The sequence below is a fragment of the Leifsonia sp. KNZ12-8B genome, from assembly GCF_056755495.1.
In genome coordinates this window covers 1-24,366 of sequence record NZ_JBPGXM010000045.1, presented here as the reverse complement: position 1 = coordinate 24,366, position 24,366 = coordinate 1, and the positions used below count along the sequence as shown (strand labels likewise).

Here is a 24,366-nt window from a genome sequence, read left to right as displayed (position 1 = left end):
GGGGGATGGTGCGGGTGGGTCAGGTGCGCAACCGTCCGGCGAAGCGGACGAGGGCGCGATCGGTGCCGGCGGCTCCGACCAGGCAGACGCTGACGGGCGGGCCGCCGGGCGTCTGGGGACCGAGGGGAGCGGCGACCGCCGGCAGGCCGGCGAGCGACGCGAGGGAGGTGAGCCGGAGCGTGGCCGCGCGGTGCGCGTCGATCGACGCGGCGTCGGCGCCGAGCCGGGGGGCGCGGTCGGCCACCGTGGGGAGCAGCAGGATCCTGTCGCCGAGCCACGTTCGCAGCGCCTCCCGTGCTGCGCCGACGACGGATCTCGCAGCCGCGAACTCGCGGGCGGTGACGCGCGACGCGTCGGCGAAGCGGCCGGCGACGTCGGCGCTGAGCGCTCCAGGGTGCTGCGAGATCCAGTCGCCGTGGGTCCGCCAGGCCTCGAAGGCCTGAACGGTGCGGAAAGCGTGGAACCAGGTCTCGACGTCGGCGCCGAGCGAGTCGTCGACGGTCGCACTGAGGCTGCGGGCCGTGGTGGCGACGGCCTCGGCCACGGCGGGCACGGCCAGGGCGGTGAGCGACGGGACGACGACGAGCTGCGCCTCCCCGTCGCCGGCAGGGCCGCCGGCAGGGCCGCCGGCCACGAGGGCATCGGTCACAGCCTGCAGCGTCGCGGCATCCCGCGTCATCCAGCCGACCGTGTCGAAGCTCTCCGCGAGCGGCAGCACGCCCGTCGTGGGGACGAGGCCGTGGGTGGTCCGCAGCCCCCAGAGCCCCTGGTACGCGCTCGGCACGCGGATGGAGCCGGCCGTGTCGGTGCCGAGCCCGATGGTCGTCCAGCCGCGAGCGGTGGCGCTCGCGGGTCCGCTCGACGAGCCGCCGGGGATGCCCCCGGGGTCGGCGACGTTGAGCGGGGTGCCGGTGCGGCCGTTCGTGCCGGCGATCGAGTAGGCGAACTGGTCGGTGGCTGCGATGCCCAGCACCGAGGCGCCCGCGGCCAGGAGGCCGGCGACGACGGGCGAGTGCTCGGTCTCGACGCGGGCTCCGGCGGCGTACTCGGGCACGCCGCCGCCGATGACCTGTCCGGCCACCGCGAAGAGGTCCTTCACGGCGACGGTCATGCCGTCGAGGGGGCCGCGGCCGGTGGGCTCCACCAGCGGGGCGCCCACCACGCGCCAGGTCGAACGATCGAGGGGCTTCTCCGGCGCGGTGACGTGCGCCGCGATGACGCGCCAGCGTTCCGGCTGGCGCTCCCACACCTGCGTCTGCATGCCGGGTGCGCCGGTCGGCGCGACCACGTCGGCCACGATGACCGCGACGCCGTCCGCGGGGATGCGGATGTGTACGGCCGTGACGCGGCGTGTCGGGACGACCGTGCGCGCCGCCCGGAAGCGGCTGATCTCGTCCCAGCCGACGACGACCGTCGTGCCGTCGCCGCGGATCGTGTCCGGCCCGGGAGCGAAGGCGTCGTCGAGCGCTGCGACATCGTTCGCGAGGAGAGCGTCGTCGTACGCCCAGAACGCCTCGAGGAGGCCGTCCGGAATGACGGCGGGCGCATCCACCACGACATCGCGGACGGCCGGGAGTGCGAGCGCGCTCATCACACCACCTCCAGGCTCCGCGCGACGGCGGCGAGGATGCGGTCGGTGAAAGGGCCGGAGCGGAACTCCGCGAAGTCCGACACCCGGATGGCCCCGTGCACGCCCTTCACGATGTCGACCGCCTGCGAGACCGCGAAGTCGGCGGCCGCGCTGAGGTAGAGGTAGGCGCGGTGGGGGTCCACGTCGACCAGCGAGGTGAGCAGGCCGACGGCGTTGCGGACGCAGCGCCGGAGGGCCAGCTCGAGGTTCTCGCTCAGCCCGACCGGGACGAGCATCCCCTGGGCGACGGCGAACGGGCCGGACACGCCGGTGAGCGCCGCGGCCTCGGCGGCCGGGACGACGTCGACCCGGAGCGTCGCCCGGAGCGGTGCCTCGAGTGCGGTGAGGGCCACCTCGCCGTCGCCCTGCGCGAAGTGGGGGTCGCCGATGTGGAGCAGGGCGTCGTCGACCTGGACCGGGAGGAAGAGGGTGCTGCCGACGGTGAGGAGGGCGATGTCGAGATTGCCGCCGTGCAGCCCGGGCGGGGTCGAGTGGGGTCGGCCGGGCGCGTCTGCGGCGACACCGACGATGCCGAGGAAGGGCGCGAGAGGGAAGGTCGCGTGGCCGGGATCGGCGGCATCCTGGCGGAGGGCGATGCGGCCGACCAGGGCGCCGTCGTGCTCGACCACGTCGCAGAAGGCGCTGTAGGTGCCGTCGACGGCCGGCTCGCCCTGCAGGACACCGCGGCCGTGCCGGGTCGAGACGACTCCGTACGGTGCGCGGAGCTCGAGCGCCTCGATCGTGACGGCGAGCAGGTCGCCGGGGCGGGCGCCCTCCACGGCGATCGGCCCGGTCACGACGTGGGGGCCGTCCTCGCCCGTGCGCCCGACCAGCGCGGCGATCGCGACCGTGTCGGCGAGGACCTCGTCCGCCTCGAGGCCGCCGTGCTCGCGGAAGAAGGCGACCGGGTCACGGCCCTGGTCGTCCATGATGCCTTCGTGGCTGACCGTGTCGACGACCAGCGTCGCGCCCGGCTGGACGCGCGCCACCGGCGCGTCCGTGCGTCCGGGGAGGCGGCCCCACAACACCGTGTCCGGCAACGCCGGCACATAGACGCTGTCGTCGCCGACGCCTTCACCCGACTGCAGCAGGGGCCGCCGGGCGGTGGAGACGGGGATGCTCATGGAGGCCTCTCGAGGGGGACGACGGGACGGGGAGCGGTGATCCGAATTGGTCTGACCACCGAACGTTTGTCCACGATAAGCAGCGCATGCTCCCCGTACGCCCCGTTTCACGAGAACGTCACGACGGCTTTACAGGGCTGAAACACGACAGTTGTCGGCGAGGGATGAGGGTGGCAATTGGTCCGACCAGTAGTCCAGAATGGGACGATCCGACGAGAGGACCGATCGATGGCAGCACCGGTGATCCCGCCCCTGTCCCACCGGGCCCGCACGGTCAGCGCGGAGGTCGCCGCCCACCTCGAGCGGCTCATCTCCTCCGGCTCGCTGGCCGCGGGCGAGCGGCTGCCCTCCGAGCGCGAGCTCGCGACGACGCTGTCCGTGTCGCGTGCGACGGTCCGGGAGGCGCTCGCCGAGCTCGAGTCCAAGCGGCTGGTCATCAGGCAGCAGGGGCGAGGGAGCATGGTCGCCCCCCGCGACGACGGCGGTGAGGCGCTTCGCACGGGCCTGGGCGCCGTCGAGGTCGAGCTGCGCAATGCGACCGAGCTGCGCGACCTGGTGGAGCCTCGCATCGCCGCCCTCGCGGCCCAGCGGGCCGCCGAATCCAATCTCCTCCAGCTGGAGGACGTGGTCGCGCAGACGAACGAGAACCTCAGCACCGACGAATCACTGCGGCTCGACCGCGAGTTCCACACGCTCCTCGCCCACGCCGCGCAGAACCCGCTCCTCGTCACCCTGAGCGAGATGACGAGCGACTGGACGTCCTCGTTGCGGGCGCGCTCGCACGCCACCCGTCGCGCCCGCCGAGTGTCCTTGGCCGGACACCGGGAGATCCTCGAAGCGGTCGTCGCGAGCGATCCGATCGCGGCAGAGGCGGCCATGACGCGCCACCTGCACGAAGTGCGCGCGCTCATCGCCGCGGATGCGACGAGCATCGACTGATCGCGGCCCCGCGGCCCCGCGGCAGCGCCGCGTCGACGTGGACGAGAACTAGTCTGGTGTGAGATGAATCGTTTCCACGCGGGGGAGCCATGCCGACGATCAAGGACGTTGCCGAGAGAGCCGGCGTCGCATTGGGGACCGCCTCCCGCGTTCTGAGCGGCAGCGCCCAGACGTCGCCGGACTCCCGGGCGCGCGTCCTGGCCGCAGCGGCGGAGCTCAACTACGTCGCCAACGGTCCGGCGCGGGCCCTGCGCCGCTCGCGTACCGAGGTGCTCGGACTGCTCGTGTCCGACATCCGCAATCCCTTCTTCTCCGAGCTGGCTCACGCGGCGGAGAGCGAGGCGATGAAGCGCGGGTACACGGTGCTGCTCGCGAACGCGAACGAGAGCGCGGCTCAGGCCGACGAGTACCTGCGCATCTTCGCCTCGCAGCGCATCGACGGGCTGCTGCTGGCTCCGCAGGGGCCGATGTCGCCGCAACTCGCCTCGCTGGTCGCCTCCGGCCTCCCGATCGTGCTTCTCAACCGAAGCCTCGAGGGCCTGGACGCCCCGCTGTTCGCGACGGACAACGCGCAGGGCGTGGCCTCGGTGCTCGACTGGCTGCAGAAGCGTGGCCACTCGGAGGTCGCCTTCATCGGTGGTCCGACGGCGTTCTCCACGGCGGCCGAGCGTCGCACGGCCTACCTCGCGGGTCGCGCAGCTCACGGCCTCAGCCTCGACGACCGGCTGATCGACGAAGGCGACTTCCTCTCGGACGGCTCCGAAGCCGCGATGCTCCGCATCCTCGACCGCGGTGTGATGCCCACCGCGGTCTTCGGCGTGAACGAGCCCACCACGCTCGGGGCCGTGCGCGCCTTGCGGCGGCGCCTGGGACCGGCGGAGGCGGCCCGCGTCGACGTCATCTCGTTCGACGACGTCGAATGGTTCGAACTGATGACGCCTCCCATCAGCGCCGTGCGGATCGGCGCCGCGGAGATCGGCCGCCTGGGAGTCGACGGGCTGATCGCTCTCATCGAGGGCCGCGCTGCGGAGTCGCAGAGGGTCGCGACCAGCCTGGTGGACCGGACGGGCGGCTGACGCGGCGAAGCGCGCTTGCGATCCCGTCGTTCGTGATGCATCATTGACTGCGTCGCCCGTGGAATCGTTTCCATGGAAACGTTTCACATGGAGGTGCACATGCCCAGCAGCCAGGGATCCACGGTGGTCGTGTTCGGCAGCATCAACGTCGACACCTGCTACCGGGTCACCAGCCTGCCGCAGCCGGGGGAGACGGTTCTCGCCGAGACCGCCACCGTGTCGCCGGGCGGGAAGGGCGCCAACCAGGCCATCGCCGCCGCGGCGGCCGGCTCACCGACCCGCATGATCGGAGTCGTCGGCGACGACCGCGAGGCGGAGCCGTTGATCACGGCACTCGCCGAGCGAGGCGTCGACACCGCGGGCATCGAACGGCACGAGAGCACCCTCACGGGCCGAGCACTCGTGCTGGTCGACGGGGCGGGAGAGAACTCGATCGTCGTGCTCGCAGGCGCGAACGGACTGCTCGACGAGTCATTCGCGACCGAACGGTTGGCGACCATCGAACAGGGTGACGTGCTCGTGCTCCAGAACGAGGTCCCCGCGGCCGCCAATCGGGCCGCCGCGCGTCTCGCGCGGGCCGCCGGAGCCGTGGTCGTCTGGAACGCGGCCCCTGCCCCCCTCCGTCGCGACGACATCGTGCGCGACATCGACCTGCTGGTCGTCAACGAGACCGAGCTCGCGCAGCTGGCGACGCTCCTGGATGTCGAACACCCCACCTCGAGCGACCAGGAGGCCGTCCCCCAGCTGCTCGACGCAACGCTCGGCGCACTGCGCCGGGGTGGCGACGCCGCCATCAGCGGGGTCTGCACGCTCGGCTCCGACGGCGCGGTGTACAGCTCGCCGGAGGGAGCGGGGCGCCTCCCCGCGATCCCGGTGGAGGCCGTCGACACCACCGCTGCCGGGGACACCGTGGTCGGCTACCTCGCCGCCCTCTCCGCGCGGCCCCTGCGCGAGCGTCTGCGATTCGCCGGAGCCGCCGCGGCGCTCACGGTCACCCGAGAGGGCGCGTCGGCCTCCATCCCCGCACTGCACGACGTCGAGCACCTGCTGGCGTCCCTCCCCGAAAGGACCATCGAATGAGAGTCGCCGTCGGAGCCGACCATGCCGGCTTCCCTGTCAAGGCGCACGTCGTCGACGCCATCGAAGCGCTCGGCCATACCGTGATCGACTGCGGCACGGACAGCGCCGACCCGGTCGACTTCCCCGACATCACGGAAGCGACCTGCGCACCCGTGCTCGATGGCTCGGCCGACCGCGCGATCCTCGTCTGCGGCACCGGCGCCGGCGCGATCATGGCCGCCAACAAGATCCCCGGCATCCGCTGCGGTCTGGCGAACGAGTCGTACTCCGCTCACCAGGCGGTCGAGCACGACGACGCCAACGTGATCGCCCTCGGTGCCTGGCTGGTCCCGCCCGCCTTCATCGAGGAGATCGTCGCCCGGTTCCTCGCCGCCACCTTCGACGACGACGAGGACACACGCCGGCGCGTCGCCAAGCTGAACGCGCTCGACGACCTCGCTCCGGCATCCTCCCGAACCCGCTGAAGCACCGCACCCGCTGCACCACCCGACCCACTGCACCACCCCGACCCGCTGCACCACCCCAACCGCTGCACCACCCCGACCCACTGATCAAAGGAGATCCCTCAGTGACGAACACCATCCCGACCGCCAGGCAGTTGTCTGCACTCGGATCGAAAGACCGCAACAAGACGGCGATCGCCGCAGCGCTCGGCACCAGCGTCGAGAACTACGACTTCATCGCCTACGGCACGGCCTCCGCTCTGTACTTCGGAGCGGTCTTCTTCCCCGAGAGCGATCGGTTCATCGGCACGCTCCTGTCCTTCGCCACTCTGGCGGTCGGCTTCCTGATGCGCCCGCTGGGCGGTGCGATCGGCGGCTACCTGGCCGACCGGTTCGGCCGCAAGCCGGTCCTCGTGGGCGCCATGCTCGTCATGGGCGGCGCGACGTTCCTCATCGGGCTGCTGCCGACCTACGCCGCCGTCGGCGCACTCGCGCCGCTCCTGCTCGTGATCATCCGGATGATCCAGGGACTCGCGTTCGGTGCGGAGTGGGGAGGTGCGATCACCATGACCTACGAGCACGCACCGTGGAACCGGCGCGGCATGTACGCCGCGATCCCGCAGTCCGGCAACCCTCTCGGCATCGCCCTGGCGAGCGCCATGTTCCTCATCTGCGCGAACCTCGAGGGGGATTGGCGCTGGCGCATCCCGTTCCTGCTGAGCGCGGTGCTGGTCGTCGTCGCCCTGATCGTGCGCTCCCGGCTCTCCGAGTCGCCGGAGTTCCAGGAGGTCAAAGCGGAAGGCCGGCTGGAGAAGAACCCGTTCCTCGCCACCCTGCGACGCGACTGGAGGAGCGTCCTCCGGGTGATCGCGTTGCGCATCGTCGAGTCCTTCGCGTACTACTCGACGGCCACGTACTTCCTCAACTACATCACGCAGCGGTTCCCCGACGTCCGGCCGACCGCCCTCGGCGCCATCACCGCCGCCAGCGTCGTCGCGATCGTCGTCACCTTCCTCGCCGGATCGCTCACCGACCGGGTCGGACGCCGGCCGATCTACATCGTGGCGTGCATCGTCGCCATCCTGTTCGCGTTCCCCATGTATCTGCTCACCGACGACGGCACCCCCGCCCTCGTCATCGCGGTGTTCGTCTTCGGCATCGGCGTCATCCACGCTTCGCTCACGGGCACCCAGGGCGCGCTGCTCACCGAGCAGTTCGGCACCACGACCCGCACCTCGGGCGCGTCCCTCGGTTACCAGATCGCTGCGGCACTCGGCGGCTTCGCACCCCTGCTCGCCGCGGCGCTGGTCGGCTGGCTGGGCTGGCCCGGAGCGTCGCTGCTCTACATGGCCGCCGCGGTCGTCGGGCTGATCGGCATCCTCGTCACTCGCGAGACCTACGGCCGCGCCGAGCGCGCGCGCATCAACGCCCTGGTGGAGGAGGAGCGGGCGCGGCTTTCGTGAGAGTCAGCGGGGGCGGTCGCGGCCGTCGCATCGCCTTCTCATCCCCTCCGGGTGAGGCCGCCCCCGCCTGCGGACCCCTAGTTTGCCGGTCAACGGTGGGCGTTCGCCCCGGTGAAGGGAGGCGATCGTCGCCATGGACGCCACGGGAACCAACCTCGTCTGGATCATCGCGGCGCTCGTCGACTTCGGCATCAAGGTCGCGGCGCTCATCGTCATCCCGCGGCGGCGCAAGCCCACCGCGGCGATGGCGTGGTTGCTGGCCATCTTCCTCATCCCGTTCGTCGGCATCCTGCTGTTCCTGCTGATCGGGAGCTTCCGGCTGCCGCGGAAGCGGCGCGACGAGCAGCGGAGGATCAACGGCATCATCGCCGAGCGCGTCGCCGGCCGTACCGAGCCGGAGGAGGCCGCCGACTGGCCGCGGTGGTTCCAGCGCGTCGTGGAGCAGAACCTGACCCTCACCCAGCTTCCGGCCGTCGGCGGCAACTCCGCGGAGCTCTTGCGCGACTACCGGGCGTCGATCGACGCGATGGCGGCGGAGATCGACACGGCGACCTCGTTCGTGCACGTGGAGTTCTTCATCGTGGCGTGGGACGACACCACCCGGGGCTTCTTCTCGGCGATGGAGCGTGCCGTGGCCCGCGGCGTCTCGGTCCGCCTGCTCGCCGACCACCTCCCGTCGCAGAAGATCCCCCGCAGCACGGAGACGTTCGCCGAGTTGGACCGCATCGGCGTGAAGTGGGCATGGATGCTGCCCGTCATGCCGTTCAAGGGCAAGTACCAGCGTCCCGACCTCCGCAACCACCGCAAGCTGGTCGTCGTGGACGGCCGGGTCGGGTTCATGGGCTCGCAGAACCTCATCGACCGCAGCTACGACCTGCCCAAGAACATCAAGCGCGGCCTGCAGTGGCAGGAGCTCATGACCCGCCTGACCGGGCCCGTCGTGGCATCCATCAACGCCGTGTTCCTCTCCGACTGGATGATCGAGACCGGCGAGTTCGTCGGGGACGAGCACGTCCCCGTCGCGGAACCGCCCCGGACGGCGTCGCGGGGTGAGCTGGTCTGCCAGGTGGTGCCGAGCGGCCCGGCGTACCCGACCGAGAACAACCTGCGGATGTTCCTGTCGCTGATCTACGGGGCGACCGAACGCGTCATCATCACCAGCCCGTACTTCGTGCCGGACGAGGCCATGGTCTACGCGATCACCACCGCGTGCGAGCGCGGACTCGACGTGCAGCTGTTCGTCTCCGAGATCGGCGACCAGGGCCTGGTCTATCACGCGCAGCGCTCGTACTACACCGACCTGCTCGAAGCGGGCGTGCGCATCTTCCTCTACCCGGCGCCGTACATCCTGCACGCCAAGCACTTGTCCATCGACGACGACATCGCCTTCATCGGGTCGAGCAACATGGACATCCGCTCCTTCAGCCTCAACGCCGAGTCATCGCTCCTGGTGCGCGGCCGGTCGTTCGTCGCGGGCATGCGCGAGGTCGAGCAGGGGTACCGCGACGCCGGACGCGAGCTGACCATGGAGGAATGGCGCCACCAGCCGGGCAGGGCCACGTTCCTCGACGGCCTCGCCCGACTCACCTCTGCGCTCAACTGAACACCCGGAAGGAGCCGGTCATGGCGAAGAACCCGGAGAAGGCGAGCTACCGGCATCGCGGACGCATGACGCCGACGCGCCCCGCCTCGACGCTCGCCGAGAAGTGGACGATGGTCGACGGTGTCGATGTCTTCTATCGCGAGTCGCCCGACCCTCCGCCCGACGCCCCCGTGATGACGCACCTGCACGGGTTCGGCCTGTCCGGCCGATATCTCCTGCCGACCGCCGAGCGACTGGCGGGGGAGTTCCACACCTACGTTCCCGACCTGCCGGGATACGGCCGCAGCGCCAGGCCGCAGAAGGCGCTCGACGTGCCGGGCCTCGCCCATGCGGCGGCGAGGTTCCTCGACGACCGCGGGGTCGAGAGGACGACCCTCGTCGGCAACTCGATGGGGTGTCCCGTCATCCTCGAGTTCGCCCACCACTATCCCGACCGCCTCGACCGCGCGGTCCTCGTGTCACCCGCCGGGGGTGTCAACAACCAGCCCTTCCGCCGGGCCGTGGGCCAGCTCGCGCGGGACGGCGGGCGGGAGCCGCGGAGGATGATCACCGTGGCGACGCCCGACTACCTGCGGTTCGGGGTCCCCAGCACCGTCAAGATGTTCAAGGCGCTGACGCGGTACCCCTCGCTCGAACGCCTGTTCGCGCTGCGGGTTCCGACGCTGGTGGTCATCGGGGAGAGGGATCCGCTGCTGCCGGGACCGGAGCGCGTGCAGGAGGTGGCGGACAAGACCGACAGCCACGTCCTCGTCGTGTTCATCGAGGGCGCCGCCCACGCGATCAACTTCAGCCATCCCGGAGAGCTGGCGAACGTCATCCGGCTCTTCATGGCGGACAAGCCGATCGTCGACGACCCCGACTCGCCGGGTCTCACCCGCGCGTTCGAGGTGCACCGCGGTGTCCATCATCCCCGTGCGTCCGACAGCTAGCCGGGTGCTGCTCCGCCCCCGGTCAGGTGCTCAGTGCGAAGGAGCGGCCGTCGTCCCGCGGACGATGAGCTGCGAGCCGAGGGTCGCGGCCTCCGTGACGGCCGTTCCGGCCATGACCTGGAGCAGGAGCTCGACGGCGAGGGCGCCGCACCGCTCGATCGGCATCTTGACGGTCGTCAGGCCCGGGTTCACCGCGCTCGCCATGTCGATGTCGTCGATGCCGATGATGCTGATGTCGGCCGGGCACGACCTCCCCATGTCGGACATGCCGGCCTCGAGGCCGAGCGCGACGAGGTCGTTGTAGGCGATGACGGCGGTCGCCCCGCTCGCGATCGCGGGTGCGGCCGCTGCCCGGCCGCCCTGGATCGAGGCGGCCTGATGGCTCAGGTGGGTGAGGCGGATGCCGAAGCGCTCGCAGGCCGCCGTGATCGTCGCGGCGCGCTGACCGTCGGCCCAGGAGCCGGGCGGTCCGGCCGCGTAGGCGATGTGCGTGTGCCCGAGAGCGGCGAGGTGCTCCACCGCCTGCTGCGGGCCGTTCTCCATGTCCATGAGCACGCAGGGGACGCCGTCGATGTAGCGGTTGACGACGACGAAAGGCGTGTCGCCGGCCAGCTCCAGCACTTCGTCGTCCGGCAGGCGGGGCGAGCACAGCAGCATGCCGTCGAGCTTGCGCGCCCGTTCGATCTGCTCGCGCTCGCGCCGGCGATCCTCGTCGGCGTCGAACAGCACCGTGCGGTGGCGGCCGTGCCAGGCCTGCGTGTGGATGGCCTTGAGGAGCGTCGCGTAGACGGGGTTCGCGACGTCGGGGACGATGACGCCGAACGAGCGCGTCGCGGTCGCGGCCTGCGGGCTGTCGTAGCCGAGCTCGCTCGCGGCGTGCAGCACCCGGTCGCGCGTCGCGCTCGCGAGGCGGTCGGGCTCACCGAAGGCGCGGGACGCCGTCGCGATCGACACGCCTGCGCGTCGCGCCACGTCGGTCAGCGTCGCACCCATAGCCACCTCTCCCGCGGGAACAGCTGTCTCATCATGTCCCATCTTCCGACATGGAATGGTGCTTGACAATTTTGTACAAACCATTCACACTCTTTTCCATGCCGATCATCGAAGATCCCACGACGGCCCGCCTGTCCCGGTCGCACCACGGCGCTCTCTCGATCCCCGGGGCGCCCGCGGGCGCGGGCATCCTCCACCTCGGCCTCGGTAGCTTTCACCGCGCGCACCAGGCGGTCTACACGTCCGCGGCCGTGCGGGCCGACGGGGGCGACTGGGGGATCGTGGGGGTCGCCTCTCGCTCGCGGGCCGTCGTCGACGCGATGCACGCGCAGGACCTGCTCTTCTCCGTCGCGACCATCTCGCCGGAGGGCACGTCGCTCAGCATCCCCGGCGTGCACACCGACGCGTTCGTCGCGGCCGACGACCCCAGGCGTGTCGTCGAGAGCATCGCCGATCCCGGCATCCGCATCGTCACCCTCACCGTCACCGAGAACGGCTACAGCTCCTCGCCCGCGACGGGCCGCCTCGACACCTCCGACCCGGCGATCGCCGGCGACCTGCGCGGGGGCGACCCGCGTACGACCATCGGGCAGCTCGCGCGCGGCCTCCAGCGGCGGGCCGCCGGATCCGGTGCCCCGCTCACGGTGCTCAGCTGCGACAACCTGGCCGCCAACGGCCCGCACACGAAGGGGCTCGTCCGCGAGTTCCTCGAGGCGCTGCCCGCCGCAGAGGGAGCCGAGGCGCTCGCCTACCTCGCGTCGTCGGTGTCGTTCCCCTCGAGCATGGTCGACCGCATCGTCCCGTCGACGACGCCGGCGCTCCGCGCCGAGGTGTCGTCGCTGCTCGGCGCGCGGGACGAGATCCCCGTCCCCGCCGAACCCTTCACGATGTGGGCGATCGAGGACGACTTCGCGGCGGGACGGCCCGCGTGGGAAGCCGGCGGGGCGGTCTTCACCACGGAGGTCGGCTGCTACGAGCAGATGAAGGTGCGGCTCCTCAACGGAACGCACTCGCTCATCGCCTACCTCGGTGCGCTGCAGGGCGCAGAGACCATCCCGGATGCCGTCAGCCGGCCCGCGATCCGGCACGCAGCGCGCGTCGTGCTCACCCACGAGTACACGCCGTCGATCCAGGTCCCCTCCGGCGTCGACATCGCGGACTACCAGCGCCAGCTGTTCCTGCGCTGGGGCAACACCGCGCTGGGCCACCGGACGAGCCAGGTCGGCACGGACGGCTCCGTGAAACTGCGCCAGCGCATCCCCGAGCCCGCACTCCGCCTGCTGGACCGCGGTGAGATGCCGCACCTGATCGCGCTCACCGTCGCGGCCTACCTCTCGTGCGTCGCGCCCCGCCCCGGGGCCGATCCCGGTCCCTTCGCCGCCGCGATGAAGGATGCCGCCCGCGAGCGGCTGCTCCCGCTGGCCGGGGCGACGGCCGGCGGGGCGGACCTCGCGGAGGCCGCGATCGCCGAGCTCCAGCTCTTCGGCGACGACCTCGCCGATCGCCCGGCGTTCATCGAGCGGGTCGGCGACCTCGTCGACACGATCGCACGCGACGGCGTCTCGGCGGCGATCCAGGAGAGCGTGACGGCGGCGGAGACCGACGTCACGGCCCAGGGGCCGGGGGTGCCGGCATGAGCACGACGGACCCGAACCACGGCGATCACGAAGGAGGCGCGACGATGAAGGCGCTGGCCATCCACGGCACGGAGGACATCCGCTGGGAGGACCGCGAGGTCCCGCAGCCCGCGGCAGGCGAGGTGCGGCTCCGTGTCCGCTACGTCGGCATCTGCGGTTCCGACCTGCACTACTACTTCCACGGCGCGAACGGCGAATACGCCATCCGCGAGCCGCTGACGCCGGGTCACGAGCTCTCGGCCGTCGTCGACCTCGACCCGTCCGGACGCCTCGCCGAGGGGACACCCGTGACGGTGCACCCCGCCCGCTACGGCGCCGAGGTGCCGGGCCTCGAGGACCGGCCGCACCTGCGCCCCGGCGGCGACTACTTCGGGAGCGCCGCGACCACGCCGCACCGCCAGGGCGGTGCCGCGGAGTACCTCATCGTCGAGGAGCACATGATCCGCGTGCTCCCGGAGGGCCTTCCGCTCGAACGCGCAGCGCTCGCCGAGCCGCTCGCCGTCGCCCTGCACGCTGTGGGCCTGGCGGGCGACATCACCGGCAAGCGTGTGCTCGTCATCGGCGCCGGCCCCATCGGCCTCCTCGTCGTCTCCGCGGCCGCGCACGCGGGCGCCGCGACGATCGGCGCGAGCGACGTGCGCACGGAGCCCCTCGACCGCGCTGCGGCGCTCGGCGCGAGCGAGCTCGTGCTCGTCGGGCGCGACTCCATCGCGGACGAGTCGTACGACGTCGTCTTCGAGTGCTCCGGCGTCCCCGTCTCGGTCACCCAGGCCGTGCGCGCGGCGCGCAGGGCCGGGACGGTCGTGCAGGTCGGGATGCTCGCGAACGTCGAGATCGGCGTCAACCTCGCGCCGATGCTCGCCAAGGAGCTGACCCTCCGCGGCGCCTTCCGCTTCTCGACCGAGATCGACGACGCCGTCGCGATGCTCGCCGAGTCGGACGTCCTCGACGCCGTCATCTCCCACACCATCGACGCCGCCGACGCCGTCGCGGCGTTCGGCGTCGCGCGCGACTCGTCGGCGTCGGCCAAAGTCCTGCTGCGCCTCTGAACCCCCCACCACCCCCTCTCCGAACTCATCTACGAAGGAGTAACCATGAGTAGTTCCCACATCCCGGGTGTGGACGCACCCGCGTCCCCGCCCACGGTCCAGCGGTCCACCGGCGACCTCGTCCGGGCCGCGGTCTCGGGCTGGCTGGGCACGGCGCTGGAGTTCATGGACTTCCAGCTCTACTCCCTGGCCGCAGCCCTCGTCTTCAGCCAGCTCTTCTTCGCCGGCGAGGAGCCGGGCATGGCCGTGGTCCTCGCCATGGCGACCTACGGCGTCGGCTACATCGCCCGCCCGCTCGGCGCCTGGTACTTCGGCCGGATGGGCGACAAGGTCGGCCGCCGCAAGGTGCTGTTCTACACGATCCTGCTGATGGGCCTCGCGACGACGCTCATCGGCTTCCTGCCCACCTACGAGCAGGCCGGTCTCATCGCGCCGATCCTGCTCGTCGTGCTGCGCCTCGCGCAGGGCTTCGGGGCCGGCGCCGAGATCTCGGGGGCCGGCGTCATGCTCGCCGAGTACGCTCCGGCGCGTCGGCGCGGCATCATCGCCTCCCTCGTCGCGCTCGGCACGAACTGCGGGACGCTCTTCGCCTCGGCGATCTGGGCGCTCCTCCTCGCCGTCATGATGGAGGAGGACGTCATCGCGTGGGGCTGGCGGATCCCCTTCATCGCGAGCTCCATCGTCATGGTGTTCGCCGTCTGGGTGCGTTTCCGCCTCAAGGAGAGCCCCGTCTTCGAGGAGCGCACCGACGTGGTCGACGGCAAGGCGCTCTCGCGCGATGAGATGGTCGACCTCGCGACGAAGAGCAACGACCTCCGCTCGCTCGAGGCGCTGCGGAAGAAGCCCGTCAAGGCGACGCTCGTGTCGTTCTTCCTGCGCTTCGGCCAGGCCGGCAACTCGGGGCTCATCCAGACCTACATGATCTCGTTCATCACGATCACGCTCGCGGTGCAGAAGGGCGTCGGTCCCGAGATCGTCATCGTCTCGTCGCTGATCGGCTTCGGCACGATCCCGCTCGTGGGCTGGCTCGGCGACCTCTTCGGCCGCCGGCGGATGTACATCATCATGACCTCGCTCTCGCTCGTGCTGATCATCCCGACCATGCTCGCGATCAACACGAAGGAGGTCGGCTGGATCTTCGTCGGCTACGCCGTGATCCACAACGTCTCGGTCCTCGGGCTCGCGTCCATGGAGAACATCTCGCTGCCCGAGATCTTCGGCGCGCGGAACCGCTACACGCTGACGGCGATCGTCCGCGAGATCGCCGCCATCATCGCGACCGGGATCGGCCCGATCATCGCAGCGGCCTGGGTCGCCGCGACCACCGGAAGCATCATCCCGGTGATGGTGCTGCTCGGCATCTACACGGCGTGCGCCCTGGTCGCCGCGGTCGTGGCGCCCGAGTGGACCGGACGCGACCTCACCGACCCGCGTTCGGCGATGTGACAAGGAAGGACGATCAGTGACCATCGACCAGGTCGACACCATCATCACCAGCCCCGGGCGCAACTTCGTGACCCTCAAGATCACGACGTCGGACGGCATCGTCGGCTGGGGCGACGCCACCCTCAACGGGCGGGAGCTGTCGGTCGCCTCCTACCTGCGCGACCACGTCGCCTCGACCCTCGTCGGTCGCGACGAGGACCGCATCGAGGACACGTGGCAGTACCTCTACCGCGGCCCGTACTGGCGGCGCGGCCCGGTCACGATGGCGGCCATCGCCGCGGTCGACATGGCCCTGTGGGACATCAAGGCCAAGAAGGCGGGGATGCCGCTCTACCAGCTCCTCGGCGGTGCGAGCCGCTCGGGGGTCCGCGTCTACGCGCACGCCTCCGGCACCGACTACGAGGCGCTCGCCAACGCCATCACTGGTTACCAGGAGCTCGGCTTCACCGCCGTGCGCGTGCAGACCGGCGTGCCGGGGCTCGGCCAGATCTACGGCGTCTCGGCGGCCGGCCCGGGCGTGCGCTACGACTACGAGCCGGCCAAGCGCACCGACGACGGCCGCCCCAGCGAGGAGGTCTGGGACACCCGCAACTATCTCAACCACATGCCGGGGATCTTCGCCAGGATCCGCGAGGATTTCGGCACCGACCTGCGGATCCTCCACGACGGCCACCATCGCATGACGCCGATCGAGGCCGCGCGCTTCGCGAAGGAGATCGAGCCGTACGACCTCTTCTGGCTCGAGGACTGCACCCCCGGCGAGGACCAGACGGCGCTGCGTCTCGTGCGCCAGCACTCGACGACGCCGCTCGCGATCGGCGAGGTCTTCAACTCGGTCTTCGACTACCAGACGCTCATCACCGAGCGCCTGATCGACTACGTCCGTTCCGCCGTGACCCACACCGGCGGCATCACGGCGATGAAGAAGCTCCTCGACTTCGCCGCGATCTACGGGATCAAGTCCGGCATCCACGGTCCGACCGACATCTCGCCCGTCGGGATGGCGGCCGCGCTCCACCTGGACCTCGCGATCCACAACTTCGGCATCCAGGAGTACATGCCGCACAACGAGCAGACGCTCGAGGTGTTCCAGACCTCGTTCACGTTCGATCGCGGCTTCCTGCACGCGGGGGAGCAGCCAGGACTCGGCGTCGAGCTCGACGAGGACGCGGCGGCCGCCTTCGAGTACACCAAGGCGTACCTGCCCGTGAACCGCCTCACCGACGGGACCGTCCATGACTGGTGACCTCGCGCGGCTCCCGCTTCCGCACAGGACCGCGCAGTCGCGGCTCATCGTGGTCGCGCGCGCCCGACGGGCCGAGGACTACGACGCCGTGCTCGAGGCGCTCATCGACGCCGGCATCCGCAGCGTGGAGCTGACCCTCACGACGCCGGGGACGATCGAGCGGCTCCCGCGGCTCCTCGAGCGCTTCGGCGGCGTCGCGGACCTCGGGATCGGGACCGTGACCGACACCGGCCAGCTCGCGCGCGCGGTCGACGCGGGCGCCCGGTACCTCGTTACCCCGATCACGGTGCCCGAGCTCCTCGCCGCGGCGGTGGAGGCCGGCGTGCCGCTCGTGCCGGGCGGATTCACGCCGACGGAGCTGTTCGCCTCGTGGTCGGCCGGCGCGTCCGCCGTCAAGGTGTTCCCCGCCGGACGGCTCGGGGCGGGATACGTCAAGGATCTGCGGGGACCGTTCCCCGACATCCAGGTCGTGCCGTCCGGGGGCGTCGACCTCGAGAGCGCGACCCAGTGGCTCGCGGCGGGTGCCGCGGCCGTGAGCGTCGGCGGCCCACTGCTCGGCGACGCGTTCCAGGGCGGCGACCTCGATGCCCTGCGCGAGCGGGCCAGGGCCTTCGTCGCCGTCGCGGCGGACGGAGCGCGATGACGGAGGCGCCCGGTCGCCGGCGGGTCGCGACGCTCGGCGAGACGATGGCTCTCGTGTGCAGCCGCGACATCGGCTCCTTCCGGCACGCGTCCGACCTCGCTCTCGGCATCGGCGGTGCCGAGAGCAACGTGGCGATCGCGCTGAGCAGGCTCGGGCTCGACGTCACCTGGCTCGGTCGCGTCGGCGACGACACCCTCGGGGAGCGCGTGGCCCGCGAGATCCGCGCCGAGGGCGTCGACGTGCGCGCCATCGTGGACCCGGCAGCGCCGACGGGGCTGATGCTCAAGGAGCGTCCTCGCCCGACCTCGACGCGCGTCCTCTACTACCGCTCCGGGTCGGCCGGATCGAGGCTCTCGCCCGCAGACGTGCCGGAGGGCTGGATCGAGGAGGCTGACCTCCTGCACCTGACGGGTATCACCGCGCTCCTCTCCGAGTCGGCCCGCGGGACGCTCTCGGTCGCGATCGACCGCGCCCGCGCGGCCGGTGTCGTCGTGACCTTCGACATCAACTACCGATCCTCCCTCGCGGACCCGGCCCTCGCCGGGCCCTGGCTCCGCGCCCTCGCGGAACGAGCCGACATCGTGTTCGGCGGGCCGGAGGAGTTCGAGCTCCTGTACCCGGGCACGGACGCGGCGGCCGCCTGCGAACGCCTGCTCGAGCATCGCCCCACCGAGGTCGTGCTCAAGCGCGGCGCCGACGGGGCGACGACGGTCCTCGCGACGGGGTCGGTCGAGGCGCCGGGATTCGTGGTCGACGTCGTCGACACGGTCGGAGCCGGCGACGCCTTCGTCGCCGGCTACCTCAGCGCCGTGCTGGACGGCTCGGACGTCGCCGCGCGCCTGCACCGCGGCAACGTCTGCGGAGCGATGCTCTGCATGACGCCGGGCGATTGGGAGTCGAGCCCGACCCGTCGTGAGGTCGAGCGGTTCACCGCGGACGACGGCGACCCCGTGCTCCGCTGAGCCGGGGTCGCGTCGGGTGCATCCACCTCGTCCACCGAGGACGCGCTACCGGGTCAGCGTGACCTTCCGCAGTCCCGCCGGCCTGTCGGGGTCGAGTCCGCGACGCAGGGCGAGCTCGAGCGCGATGCGCTGGAGCGGGACGATCTCGCGCACCGGGAGGAGCTCGTCGTCCTGCTCATCGAGGCGGACCACGGCCGCGGCCTCGTCGATCAGGCCGGGGCCGACCTCGATCACGGCGGCCCCGAGGGCGGTCGCCGATCCGGCGAACGACAGGACGGAGTCCCGGCCGGCCGGGCTGCCGGTGAGGGCGACGACCACGGTGCCGGGGACGACCTGTCCGAGCGGACCGTGCGTGGCGTCCGCCGCGCTCCAGCCGGACGCGGCGATGGCGTTGGTCTCCATCAGCTTGAGCGCTCCCTCGCGGGCAGACGCCATCGAGTACCCGCGGCCGACGACCAGGACGCGTTCAACACCGCTGAGCGCCTCGACGGCGTCCGACACGGCGTCCGGCCGCGCGAGATCCTCGGCGACGGAGGCCGCCAGCGCCCGCACCCGGACGTCGAGCTCCGGCCACCCGCTGCCCGCGGCGCGGTTCAGCGTGAGGGCGAGAGCGAGAAGCTCGGCGGTGTACGTCTTCGTGGCGGCCACCGAGGTCTCGGGCCCGGCCGCGAGTGCGACGTGCACGTCGGCCGCCTCCGCCAGGTCGCTGGTCTCATCGTTGGAGTACGCGACGACGGGCACGCCGCCGGCCGTGAGGGAGGCGACGGTCGCCAGCAGGTCGGGCGACCGGCCCGACTGCGAGACGGCGAGCGCGACCGACCGCGGATAGGCGAGCTGGGTGCCGAAACCGGTGATGCTCGCCGGGGTGGCCAGCATCGCCGGGATGCGCACCAGGTTGTGGGCGAGGTACTGGGCGTACATCGCGGCGTGGTCGCTCGACCCGCGGGCGGCGAAGACCAGCAGTTCGGGCCGCGTGCGGACGATCAGGTCCGCCGCCGCGTCGATCGCCTCGCGCCGGCCGAGGAGGTCGAGCCACCTCTGCGGCTGCTCGGCGATCTCGGCGCGCATCAGGTCGCCGGGCTGTCCGCCGGTCACGAGCTGAGCCCGGTGATCATGGCGACGAGCTCGTTGTGGGAGGTGTCGGCGATGTTCCTGGTGCCCACCTGCGTCCCCCGGCGCAGCACGGTGACCCGGTCGGCCACGCGGAACACCTGCTCCATGTTGTGGCTCACGATCAGGACCGCCGCGCCACGGGCCTTCAGCTTGAGGATCAGCTCCTCCACCTTCGCCGTCTCGGCGACGCCGAGGGCGGCGGTCGGCTCGTCCATCAGCACGAGGCTGCTCGCCCAGTGGGTCGCCCGCGCGATCGCGATCCCCTGCCGCTGACCGCCGGACAGGTCGCTCAGGGTGGCGCGCGCCGACGGGATGCGCACGTCCAGCTCGTCGACGAGGGCCTGCGTCTGCGCGGCCATCGCCTTCCGGTCGAGGGTGCCGAAGGGCTTGCGGCGCAGCTCCCGGCCGAGGAAGAGGTTCATGTACACCGGCTGCAGGTCGACGAGCGCGAGGTCCTGGTAGACGACCTCCACGCCCTTGCTCCTGGCGTCGGACGGGTCGCGGAAACTGGTCCGCTCGCCGTTCAGCCAGATCTCGCCGTCGGTCGGCTGGTACATCCCGGAGACGATCTTGACGAGGGTCGACTTGCCGGCGCCGTTGTCGCCGACGAGCGCGACGATCTCGCCCGGCTCGATCTGCAGGTCGAAGCGCTTGATGGCGACGATTCCGCCGAAGTGCTTGGTGATCCCGTCGAGGCGCAGCGGCTGGACGGTGGTGGTCGGGGTGGTCATGCTGTCCTCCCTGTCGCGGCGAGCGCGAGTGCGGTGGTGAGGGGTGCGGAGCCGTCGGCGGACCAGAGCCCGGCGACGGTGGGGGTGCCGGTGCTGAGCCCTGCGATGCCCGCGGTGAGGCCGCGGGTGACGAAGACCTGCGGCCGGAACCCGAAGAGCACGGTGTCGCCGGGCTGCGCCGTGCGGTCGCCCAGCGGGATGGTGGCGTAGTAGTCGATCGCCTCCGGTGCGGGCATGTCGACGCGCAGTTCTGGCGCGGAGGCCGCATCCTCGCCCTGTCCGACGATGAGGGCGTCGGTCGTGGTCCCGCCGAGGACCGGGTCGACGTAGAGACCGCCGCCGAAGACATAGGCGTCGCCGTTCCACAGGTGCGACACCTCGGAGACGTAGGCGATCGCCGGCTCCTCGACGAGGTCCTCGACCGCGTGCAGCGGCGTCGTCCCGGTCAGCCCGTGGCCGGGCTCGACCTGGGTCGCTCCGGCCTCCGCCAGCGTCTCCAGCACGGAGACGGACGTGGTGCCCGGCGCGTTGACCTGCACGCCCGTGCGCCCGGCCGCTTCGAGCGCGCGCAGCGCCGTCGTCAGCGTCGAGAGGTTCGGGGTGGAGCGCGCGGTGCCGCTCTGAGCGTCGAAGAGGGTGGCGGGGAAGGTCGTGATCCCGGCGAACCGGACGCCGGGGACGGCGTCGATCCGGTCGGCGGCGGCGACGATGTCCGCCGCGTCGAACCCGCCCTCGTGGCCGCGGTAGAACCGGTCGCCGGGCGCGGCGATGCGGAGGAGGACGTCCTGGATCCGCCCGCGCTCCTTCGCGGCGGCGCCGGCCTCGCGCGCCTTCTCCTCCGAGAAGACGGTCCAGTACAGCGGTTCGAGCGCGGCGGCGTCGGCCGCGCGGTGGCGCGGGATCTGCACGAGGTGGCCGAGGTGACCGGTGGCGAGTCCGCCGCTGGCGGCGGCGACCGCGCACTCCAGGTCGACGCCGACCGCGTGCCGGATCCTGCCGGCCGAGATGGCCCGGGAGGCGTCCGGGTTGCGCCCGATCTGCTTGGTCATCGCGAACGGGGTGAGGCCGAGCCGCGCCGACTCCGCCGCGAGGAGGGCGGCGTTGCGCGTGACCGCATCCAGATCGATCACGTAGGTGTTGGGCGGGATGACGCCGTTCTGATGGAACCGGGTCGCCGCATCCAGGAGCGCGGGATTGCGGCGGCGGAGGAGGTCGAGGAACATCGCTTGCCTAACTGCTCTTCTTGGCGCGGAGGGAGAGGGAGACGGCGACGAGGATGATCGCACCGCGCACGATCATCTGCTGGGCGACCGTGAGGCCGCCGAGCAGGAGGCCGTAGTTGATCATGCTCATGAAGAGGCTGCCGACGAGGGCCCCGATGATGGAGCCCTTTCCGCCGGTGAGTGCCGTCCCGCCCACGATGACGGCCGCGAGGACGCTCATCAGGTCGGTGCTGCCGAGCGTGTAGGTCGCACCCGCCAGACGGCCGGCGTAGAGCAGGCCCGCGAGGGCCGCCGTCACGCCGCTCAGGATGAAGACGATCATCCGGATCCTGTTCACCTTGATGCCGCTGACCGAGGCGGCCGCCGCCTTGTTGCCGACGGCCAGGACGTGTGCGCCGAACGCGCGCTGCCGGAGGACGTGCCAGCCGATCGCCGTCACGACGACGGTCCACCAGATGAGGATGGGGATGCCCAGCAGCGTCCCGCCGCCGAACAGCCAGCTGAACACAGGGTCGGTGACCGGGACGGACTGGAGGTTGGTCGCCTGCTGGGCGAGGCCGGCGATCAGGCCCATCGTGGCCAGCGTCACGAGGAACGACGGGAGCCGCACGAGCGTCACGAAGAGCCCGTTGACGGCGCCGACGACCGCTCCGACGACCAGTCCCGCGAGGGCCGCGAGCCACCACTGGTGGGTCGACTGCAGGGTGACCGCGGCGACGAGGGAGGCGAGGGCGACGGTCGAGCCGATCGAGAGGTCGATCTCGCCGATGCTGAGCACGAAGACGGTCCCGATCGCCATGACGGTGATGGGGGTGGCCTGGGTGATGATGTTGACCAGCGTCGTCCCGTTGAGGAAGTTGCCGCCCTGCGTGATGGCGAAGTAGAGGAAGACGACGACGAAGCCGATGTAGACGACGTACTGCCGCCAATCGGAACGACGCAGCCGTTCGCCGACGGTCGGAGCGCCGTCGGTGGTGGTCACAGTCATGATGCTTCTCTTTCCGTGCTGAGGTGGGCGGCGTCGATGGCGAGGCGGACGGCGCCGGCGATCGGTGCGTGGGAGCCCAGGCGGCTGATGCGGACGTCGAGATCGGTCCGGCCGAGCCGGCCGAGCCAGTGGAGGACGGGGGCGAGCAGCTCCTGCCGTCCGCCGATGCCCCCGCCGAGGACGAACGGCCCGGGATCGACGACCGCGTTCACGGCGAGGATCGCGTGGGCCAGCCAGCGCGCCTCCTCGTCGAGGGAGGCCAGGGCGTCCTGATCGCCCGCGGCGGCGTGATCGAACACCGCGATGGCGGTGGAGCCGGTGCGGCCGGAGGCGTGCTCGAAGCGCCGGGCGATCGCATCGCCGGCCACGACCTCCTCCAGGGCGCCGCGGCGCTGGTTGAGCGGGTCGAGCGGGTCGGCGCCGATCGGCAGGTAACCGACTTCGCCCGCCCCGCCGCTCACGCCCGGCCACACCCGGCGCTCCAGGACCAGTCCGACGCCGATCCCGGTGCCGACCGAGACGAAGGCGAAGCTGTCGACCTCCGTCCCGATCCCGTCGTGGAGTTCACCGAGGGCGGCGATGTTCACGTCGTTGTCGATGACCACCCGGTGCCCGAGCCGCGCTTCGAGCTCGGCGACCATGTCGAGACCCGTGAGGTCGCCGAGGTTCGGGGCGAGGCCGAAGCGTCCGGCCGCGGGGTCGGGGACGCCCGCTCCGCCGATCGCCGTCGCGACGATGGCGGTCCGGGATGCGCGAACGGTTGCGGCGAGCCCTGCGACCAGCTCCGACAGCTGGGTGACGATGGCGTGCCCGCCACGGGTCGGCTCGGTCGTCTCGTGCAGGAGGGCGCCGTCGAGGGTGGCGATGCCGGCACGCACCTTGGTGCCGCCGAGGTCGATGCCGACGACGTAGCCGGATGCCGCGGCGTTCACGACACCGCCAGGACCGCAGCGGGATTCGCCGCGAGCAGCTGCTCGATGGCGGCGTCGGAGACGCCGCGCGCGGTGAGCTCCGGCACGAAGACCGCGCCGAGGTAGGAGTACCCGTGCACGCCGTGCGTGCCCGGGTTCATCCAGACCTCGGCTCCGGTCAGGTCCTGCGCCAGCAGCACCCGGTCGGTGAGGCCTTCGGCGACGAGCTGGGCGACGAGGTCGGCGCGGCCGGCGTCGGAGCGGTGGAAGGAGTGCTTGGTGTACTCGCCCTCCGCGCGCTCGTCGGCGACGGGGCCGAGGAAGAAGTCCCAGTCCTCCTTGCCGATGGTGTCGATGGCCGCGCGCGCACCGGCATCGATGACGCGGCGGAGGAGGTCGATGTCGAACTGCGTGTCGAGGTGGCCGACGACCACCCGGTCGAGGTCGACGCCTTCGGATCGAAGGATGTCGAGCTGTTCGAGGGCCTGGGTGCCGTGGGTGGTGTGGGTCATGATCCCGAGGCCGGTCGCACGCTGCGCCCTGGCCACGGCGCGGAGGCACTTCTCCTCATGCGCGGTGATCTCGCCGAGACCGGTCGCCTGCTCGCCGAAGACACCGGCGCGGACGCCAGACCGGCCGATCCCGGTCTCGGCGTCCCGGATCAACCGGGCCGTCAGGTCGTCGAGGTCGGCGGCCTTCGCCCAGGCCGGTGCATACGATTCGAGGTAGAGCGCCGTACCGGAGACGATGTGCAGGCCGCTCCTGCGGGAGATCTCGGCCAGCAGTGCGGCGTTGTCGCCGTTCTCGTCGCGGCCGACGACGTTGTACGGGCTCAGGTCGACGACGGTGCCGAAACCGAGGTCGCGGAGCCCGGCGAGCGCATCCACCGCCCGGTCGACCTCGTCGGCGCGGGTACCGCCGGTGAGCCAGGGGCCGGGGGTGAGTGACAGCAGGTGCTCGTGGGGCATGACCCGTCCGAGGGCGTCGGGGTCGACCGGGCCGAGAACGGTCGTGACGTGCCGTGTCATCGGTCCTCCTTCATGGTGCGTGGTGCGATGTGCATGATGCGATGTGCGCTGTGCACGAGGTCTTCGGGGCAGAGGTGGAGCGGCCGGAGGCTGTCTCTTATACACATCT

General features: G+C 71.5%; 22 protein-coding genes. 13 read left to right on the top strand and 9 right to left on the bottom strand.

The features are described from left to right. Nucleotides 1–19 precede the first annotated feature (19 nt). Both ACR9ZG_RS08900 and ACR9ZG_RS08895 read right to left on the bottom strand, forming a co-directional pair. A complete protein-coding gene (locus ACR9ZG_RS08900; protein WP_481284469.1) occupies nucleotides 20–1,591 on the bottom strand; it encodes an AtzH-like domain-containing protein in 1,572 nt (523 codons plus the stop codon). Continuing rightward, nucleotides 1,591–2,754, bottom strand: coding sequence for an acetamidase/formamidase family protein (locus ACR9ZG_RS08895; protein WP_481284468.1), 1,164 nt, complete (start codon nucleotides 2,752–2,754; stop codon nucleotides 1,591–1,593). Before ACR9ZG_RS08895 ends, ACR9ZG_RS08900 begins: the two co-directional genes overlap by 1 nt. A gap of 228 nt (nucleotides 2,755–2,982) precedes the next feature. Here ACR9ZG_RS08895 and ACR9ZG_RS08890 point away from each other — a divergent pair, with 228 nt between their 5' ends. The 7 genes from ACR9ZG_RS08890 (at nucleotide 2,983) to ACR9ZG_RS08860 (ending at nucleotide 10,287) form a co-directional block, all read left to right on the top strand. Then, nucleotides 2,983–3,693 carry a FadR/GntR family transcriptional regulator gene (locus tag ACR9ZG_RS08890; protein WP_481284467.1) on the top strand — a complete coding sequence of 237 codons (711 nt, stop codon included), beginning with the start codon at nucleotides 2,983–2,985 and terminating at the stop codon, nucleotides 3,691–3,693. An 89-nt stretch (nucleotides 3,694–3,782) separates the two neighbouring features. Continuing rightward, complete coding sequence (locus ACR9ZG_RS08885; RefSeq protein ID WP_481284466.1) at nucleotides 3,783–4,769, top strand: LacI family DNA-binding transcriptional regulator; 987 nt, start codon at nucleotides 3,783–3,785, stop codon at nucleotides 4,767–4,769. Between the two features lie 99 nt (nucleotides 4,770–4,868). Next, complete coding sequence (locus ACR9ZG_RS08880; RefSeq protein ID WP_481284465.1) at nucleotides 4,869–5,849, top strand: ribokinase; 981 nt, start codon at nucleotides 4,869–4,871, stop codon at nucleotides 5,847–5,849. Further along, a complete protein-coding gene (locus ACR9ZG_RS08875; RefSeq protein WP_481284464.1) occupies nucleotides 5,846–6,313 on the top strand; it encodes an RpiB/LacA/LacB family sugar-phosphate isomerase in 468 nt (155 codons plus the stop codon). The genes ACR9ZG_RS08880 and ACR9ZG_RS08875 overlap by 4 nt, the downstream gene beginning before the upstream one ends. 104 nt (nucleotides 6,314–6,417) lie before the next feature. Next, nucleotides 6,418–7,755, top strand: a complete 1,338-nt coding sequence (locus ACR9ZG_RS08870) for an MFS transporter (RefSeq protein ID WP_481284463.1) — start codon at nucleotides 6,418–6,420, stop codon at nucleotides 7,753–7,755. Nucleotides 7,756–7,888: 133 nt separating this feature from the next. Continuing rightward, nucleotides 7,889–9,358, top strand: a complete 1,470-nt coding sequence (cls, locus tag ACR9ZG_RS08865; RefSeq protein WP_481284462.1) for a cardiolipin synthase — start codon at nucleotides 7,889–7,891, stop codon at nucleotides 9,356–9,358. Nucleotides 9,359–9,378: 20 nt separating this feature from the next. Beyond that, nucleotides 9,379–10,287 carry an alpha/beta fold hydrolase gene (locus ACR9ZG_RS08860; RefSeq protein WP_481284461.1) on the top strand — a complete coding sequence of 303 codons (909 nt, stop codon included), beginning with the start codon at nucleotides 9,379–9,381 and terminating at the stop codon, nucleotides 10,285–10,287. 30 nt (nucleotides 10,288–10,317) lie between these two features. Here the strand turns inward: ACR9ZG_RS08860 and ACR9ZG_RS08855 are convergent, their stop codons facing one another. Next, on the bottom strand, nucleotides 10,318–11,280 hold the full coding sequence (locus tag ACR9ZG_RS08855; RefSeq protein WP_481284460.1) for a LacI family DNA-binding transcriptional regulator: 963 nt from the start codon (nucleotides 11,278–11,280) through the stop codon (nucleotides 10,318–10,320). A gap of 98 nt (nucleotides 11,281–11,378) precedes the next feature. On the opposite strand from ACR9ZG_RS08855, the gene ACR9ZG_RS08850 reads away from it, so the two are divergent. Genes ACR9ZG_RS08850 through ACR9ZG_RS08825 form a run of 6 tightly spaced genes read left to right on the top strand, consistent with a single transcriptional unit; the run spans nucleotide 11,379 to nucleotide 18,263 of the window. Next, nucleotides 11,379–12,917, top strand: coding sequence for a mannitol dehydrogenase family protein (locus ACR9ZG_RS08850; protein WP_481284459.1), 1,539 nt, complete (start codon nucleotides 11,379–11,381; stop codon nucleotides 12,915–12,917). Continuing rightward, on the top strand, nucleotides 12,914–13,966 hold the full coding sequence (locus ACR9ZG_RS08845; protein WP_481284458.1) for an L-idonate 5-dehydrogenase: 1,053 nt from the start codon (nucleotides 12,914–12,916) through the stop codon (nucleotides 13,964–13,966). The genes ACR9ZG_RS08850 and ACR9ZG_RS08845 overlap by 4 nt, the downstream gene beginning before the upstream one ends. 45 nt (nucleotides 13,967–14,011) lie before the next feature. Beyond that, complete coding sequence (locus ACR9ZG_RS08840) at nucleotides 14,012–15,412, top strand: MFS transporter (RefSeq protein WP_481284457.1); 1,401 nt, start codon at nucleotides 14,012–14,014, stop codon at nucleotides 15,410–15,412. Between the two features lie 16 nt (nucleotides 15,413–15,428). Beyond that, a complete protein-coding gene (manD, locus tag ACR9ZG_RS08835) occupies nucleotides 15,429–16,658 on the top strand; it encodes a D-mannonate dehydratase ManD (RefSeq protein ID WP_481284456.1) in 1,230 nt (409 codons plus the stop codon). Then, nucleotides 16,648–17,301 carry a bifunctional 4-hydroxy-2-oxoglutarate aldolase/2-dehydro-3-deoxy-phosphogluconate aldolase gene (locus tag ACR9ZG_RS08830; protein WP_481284455.1) on the top strand — a complete coding sequence of 218 codons (654 nt, stop codon included), beginning with the start codon at nucleotides 16,648–16,650 and terminating at the stop codon, nucleotides 17,299–17,301. Before manD ends, ACR9ZG_RS08830 begins: the two co-directional genes overlap by 11 nt. Beyond that, nucleotides 17,298–18,263, top strand: a complete 966-nt coding sequence (locus ACR9ZG_RS08825; protein WP_481284454.1) for a sugar kinase — start codon at nucleotides 17,298–17,300, stop codon at nucleotides 18,261–18,263. Before ACR9ZG_RS08830 ends, ACR9ZG_RS08825 begins: the two co-directional genes overlap by 4 nt. Before the next feature lie 45 nt (nucleotides 18,264–18,308). On the opposite strand, the gene ACR9ZG_RS08820 is transcribed toward ACR9ZG_RS08825, so the two are convergent. The 6 genes from ACR9ZG_RS08820 to ACR9ZG_RS08795 are packed head-to-tail and all read right to left on the bottom strand — an operon-like array spanning nucleotide 18,309 to nucleotide 24,257. After that, complete coding sequence (locus ACR9ZG_RS08820) at nucleotides 18,309–19,358, bottom strand: SIS domain-containing protein (RefSeq protein ID WP_481284453.1); 1,050 nt, start codon at nucleotides 19,356–19,358, stop codon at nucleotides 18,309–18,311. Then, on the bottom strand, nucleotides 19,355–20,107 hold the full coding sequence (locus ACR9ZG_RS08815) for an ATP-binding cassette domain-containing protein (protein ID WP_481284452.1): 753 nt from the start codon (nucleotides 20,105–20,107) through the stop codon (nucleotides 19,355–19,357). The genes ACR9ZG_RS08820 and ACR9ZG_RS08815 overlap by 4 nt, the downstream gene beginning before the upstream one ends. Next, on the bottom strand, nucleotides 20,104–21,330 hold the full coding sequence (locus ACR9ZG_RS08810) for an alanine racemase (protein ID WP_481284451.1): 1,227 nt from the start codon (nucleotides 21,328–21,330) through the stop codon (nucleotides 20,104–20,106). Before ACR9ZG_RS08810 ends, ACR9ZG_RS08815 begins: the two co-directional genes overlap by 4 nt. Nucleotides 21,331–21,337: 7 nt before the next feature. After that, nucleotides 21,338–22,318 (bottom strand): ABC transporter permease, encoded by a 981-nt coding sequence (locus tag ACR9ZG_RS08805; RefSeq protein ID WP_481284450.1) that lies wholly within the window; start codon nucleotides 22,316–22,318, stop codon nucleotides 21,338–21,340. Continuing rightward, entirely contained in the window at nucleotides 22,315–23,250 is a 936-nt protein-coding gene (locus ACR9ZG_RS08800; RefSeq protein ID WP_481284449.1) for an ROK family protein, read from the bottom strand. The genes ACR9ZG_RS08805 and ACR9ZG_RS08800 overlap by 4 nt, the downstream gene beginning before the upstream one ends. Next, nucleotides 23,247–24,257 carry a phosphotriesterase family protein gene (locus ACR9ZG_RS08795; RefSeq protein WP_481284448.1) on the bottom strand — a complete coding sequence of 337 codons (1,011 nt, stop codon included), beginning with the start codon at nucleotides 24,255–24,257 and terminating at the stop codon, nucleotides 23,247–23,249. The genes ACR9ZG_RS08800 and ACR9ZG_RS08795 overlap by 4 nt, the downstream gene beginning before the upstream one ends. Nucleotides 24,258–24,366 lie beyond the last annotated feature (109 nt).

What these genes read in the sequence shown, in the direction of transcription:
- ACR9ZG_RS08900 (WP_481284469.1), bottom strand. Translation starts at nt 1,591, where the DNA reads ATGAGCGCGCTCGCACTCCCGGCCGTCCGCGATGTCGTGGTGGATGCG.
- ACR9ZG_RS08895 (WP_481284468.1), bottom strand. Translation starts at nt 2,754, where the DNA reads ATGAGCATCCCCGTCTCCACCGCCCGGCGGCCCCTGCTGCAGTCGGGT.
- ACR9ZG_RS08890 (WP_481284467.1), top strand. Translation starts at nt 2,983, where the DNA reads ATGGCAGCACCGGTGATCCCGCCCCTGTCCCACCGGGCCCGCACGGTC.
- ACR9ZG_RS08885 (WP_481284466.1), top strand. Translation starts at nt 3,783, where the DNA reads ATGCCGACGATCAAGGACGTTGCCGAGAGAGCCGGCGTCGCATTGGGG.
- ACR9ZG_RS08880 (WP_481284465.1), top strand. Translation starts at nt 4,869, where the DNA reads ATGCCCAGCAGCCAGGGATCCACGGTGGTCGTGTTCGGCAGCATCAAC.
- ACR9ZG_RS08875 (WP_481284464.1), top strand. Translation starts at nt 5,846, where the DNA reads ATGAGAGTCGCCGTCGGAGCCGACCATGCCGGCTTCCCTGTCAAGGCG.
- cls (WP_481284462.1), top strand. Translation starts at nt 7,889, where the DNA reads ATGGACGCCACGGGAACCAACCTCGTCTGGATCATCGCGGCGCTCGTC.
- ACR9ZG_RS08860 (WP_481284461.1), top strand. Translation starts at nt 9,379, where the DNA reads ATGGCGAAGAACCCGGAGAAGGCGAGCTACCGGCATCGCGGACGCATG.
- ACR9ZG_RS08855 (WP_481284460.1), bottom strand. Translation starts at nt 11,280, where the DNA reads ATGGGTGCGACGCTGACCGACGTGGCGCGACGCGCAGGCGTGTCGATC.
- ACR9ZG_RS08850 (WP_481284459.1), top strand. Translation starts at nt 11,379, where the DNA reads ATGCCGATCATCGAAGATCCCACGACGGCCCGCCTGTCCCGGTCGCAC.
- ACR9ZG_RS08845 (WP_481284458.1), top strand. Translation starts at nt 12,914, where the DNA reads ATGAGCACGACGGACCCGAACCACGGCGATCACGAAGGAGGCGCGACG.
- ACR9ZG_RS08840 (WP_481284457.1), top strand. Translation starts at nt 14,012, where the DNA reads ATGAGTAGTTCCCACATCCCGGGTGTGGACGCACCCGCGTCCCCGCCC.
- ACR9ZG_RS08830 (WP_481284455.1), top strand. Translation starts at nt 16,648, where the DNA reads ATGACTGGTGACCTCGCGCGGCTCCCGCTTCCGCACAGGACCGCGCAG.
- ACR9ZG_RS08825 (WP_481284454.1), top strand. Translation starts at nt 17,298, where the DNA reads ATGACGGAGGCGCCCGGTCGCCGGCGGGTCGCGACGCTCGGCGAGACG.
- ACR9ZG_RS08815 (WP_481284452.1), bottom strand. Translation starts at nt 20,107, where the DNA reads ATGACCACCCCGACCACCACCGTCCAGCCGCTGCGCCTCGACGGGATC.
- ACR9ZG_RS08810 (WP_481284451.1), bottom strand. Translation starts at nt 21,330, where the DNA reads ATGTTCCTCGACCTCCTCCGCCGCCGCAATCCCGCGCTCCTGGATGCG.
- ACR9ZG_RS08805 (WP_481284450.1), bottom strand. Translation starts at nt 22,318, where the DNA reads ATGACTGTGACCACCACCGACGGCGCTCCGACCGTCGGCGAACGGCTG.
- ACR9ZG_RS08795 (WP_481284448.1), bottom strand. Translation starts at nt 24,257, where the DNA reads ATGACACGGCACGTCACGACCGTTCTCGGCCCGGTCGACCCCGACGCC.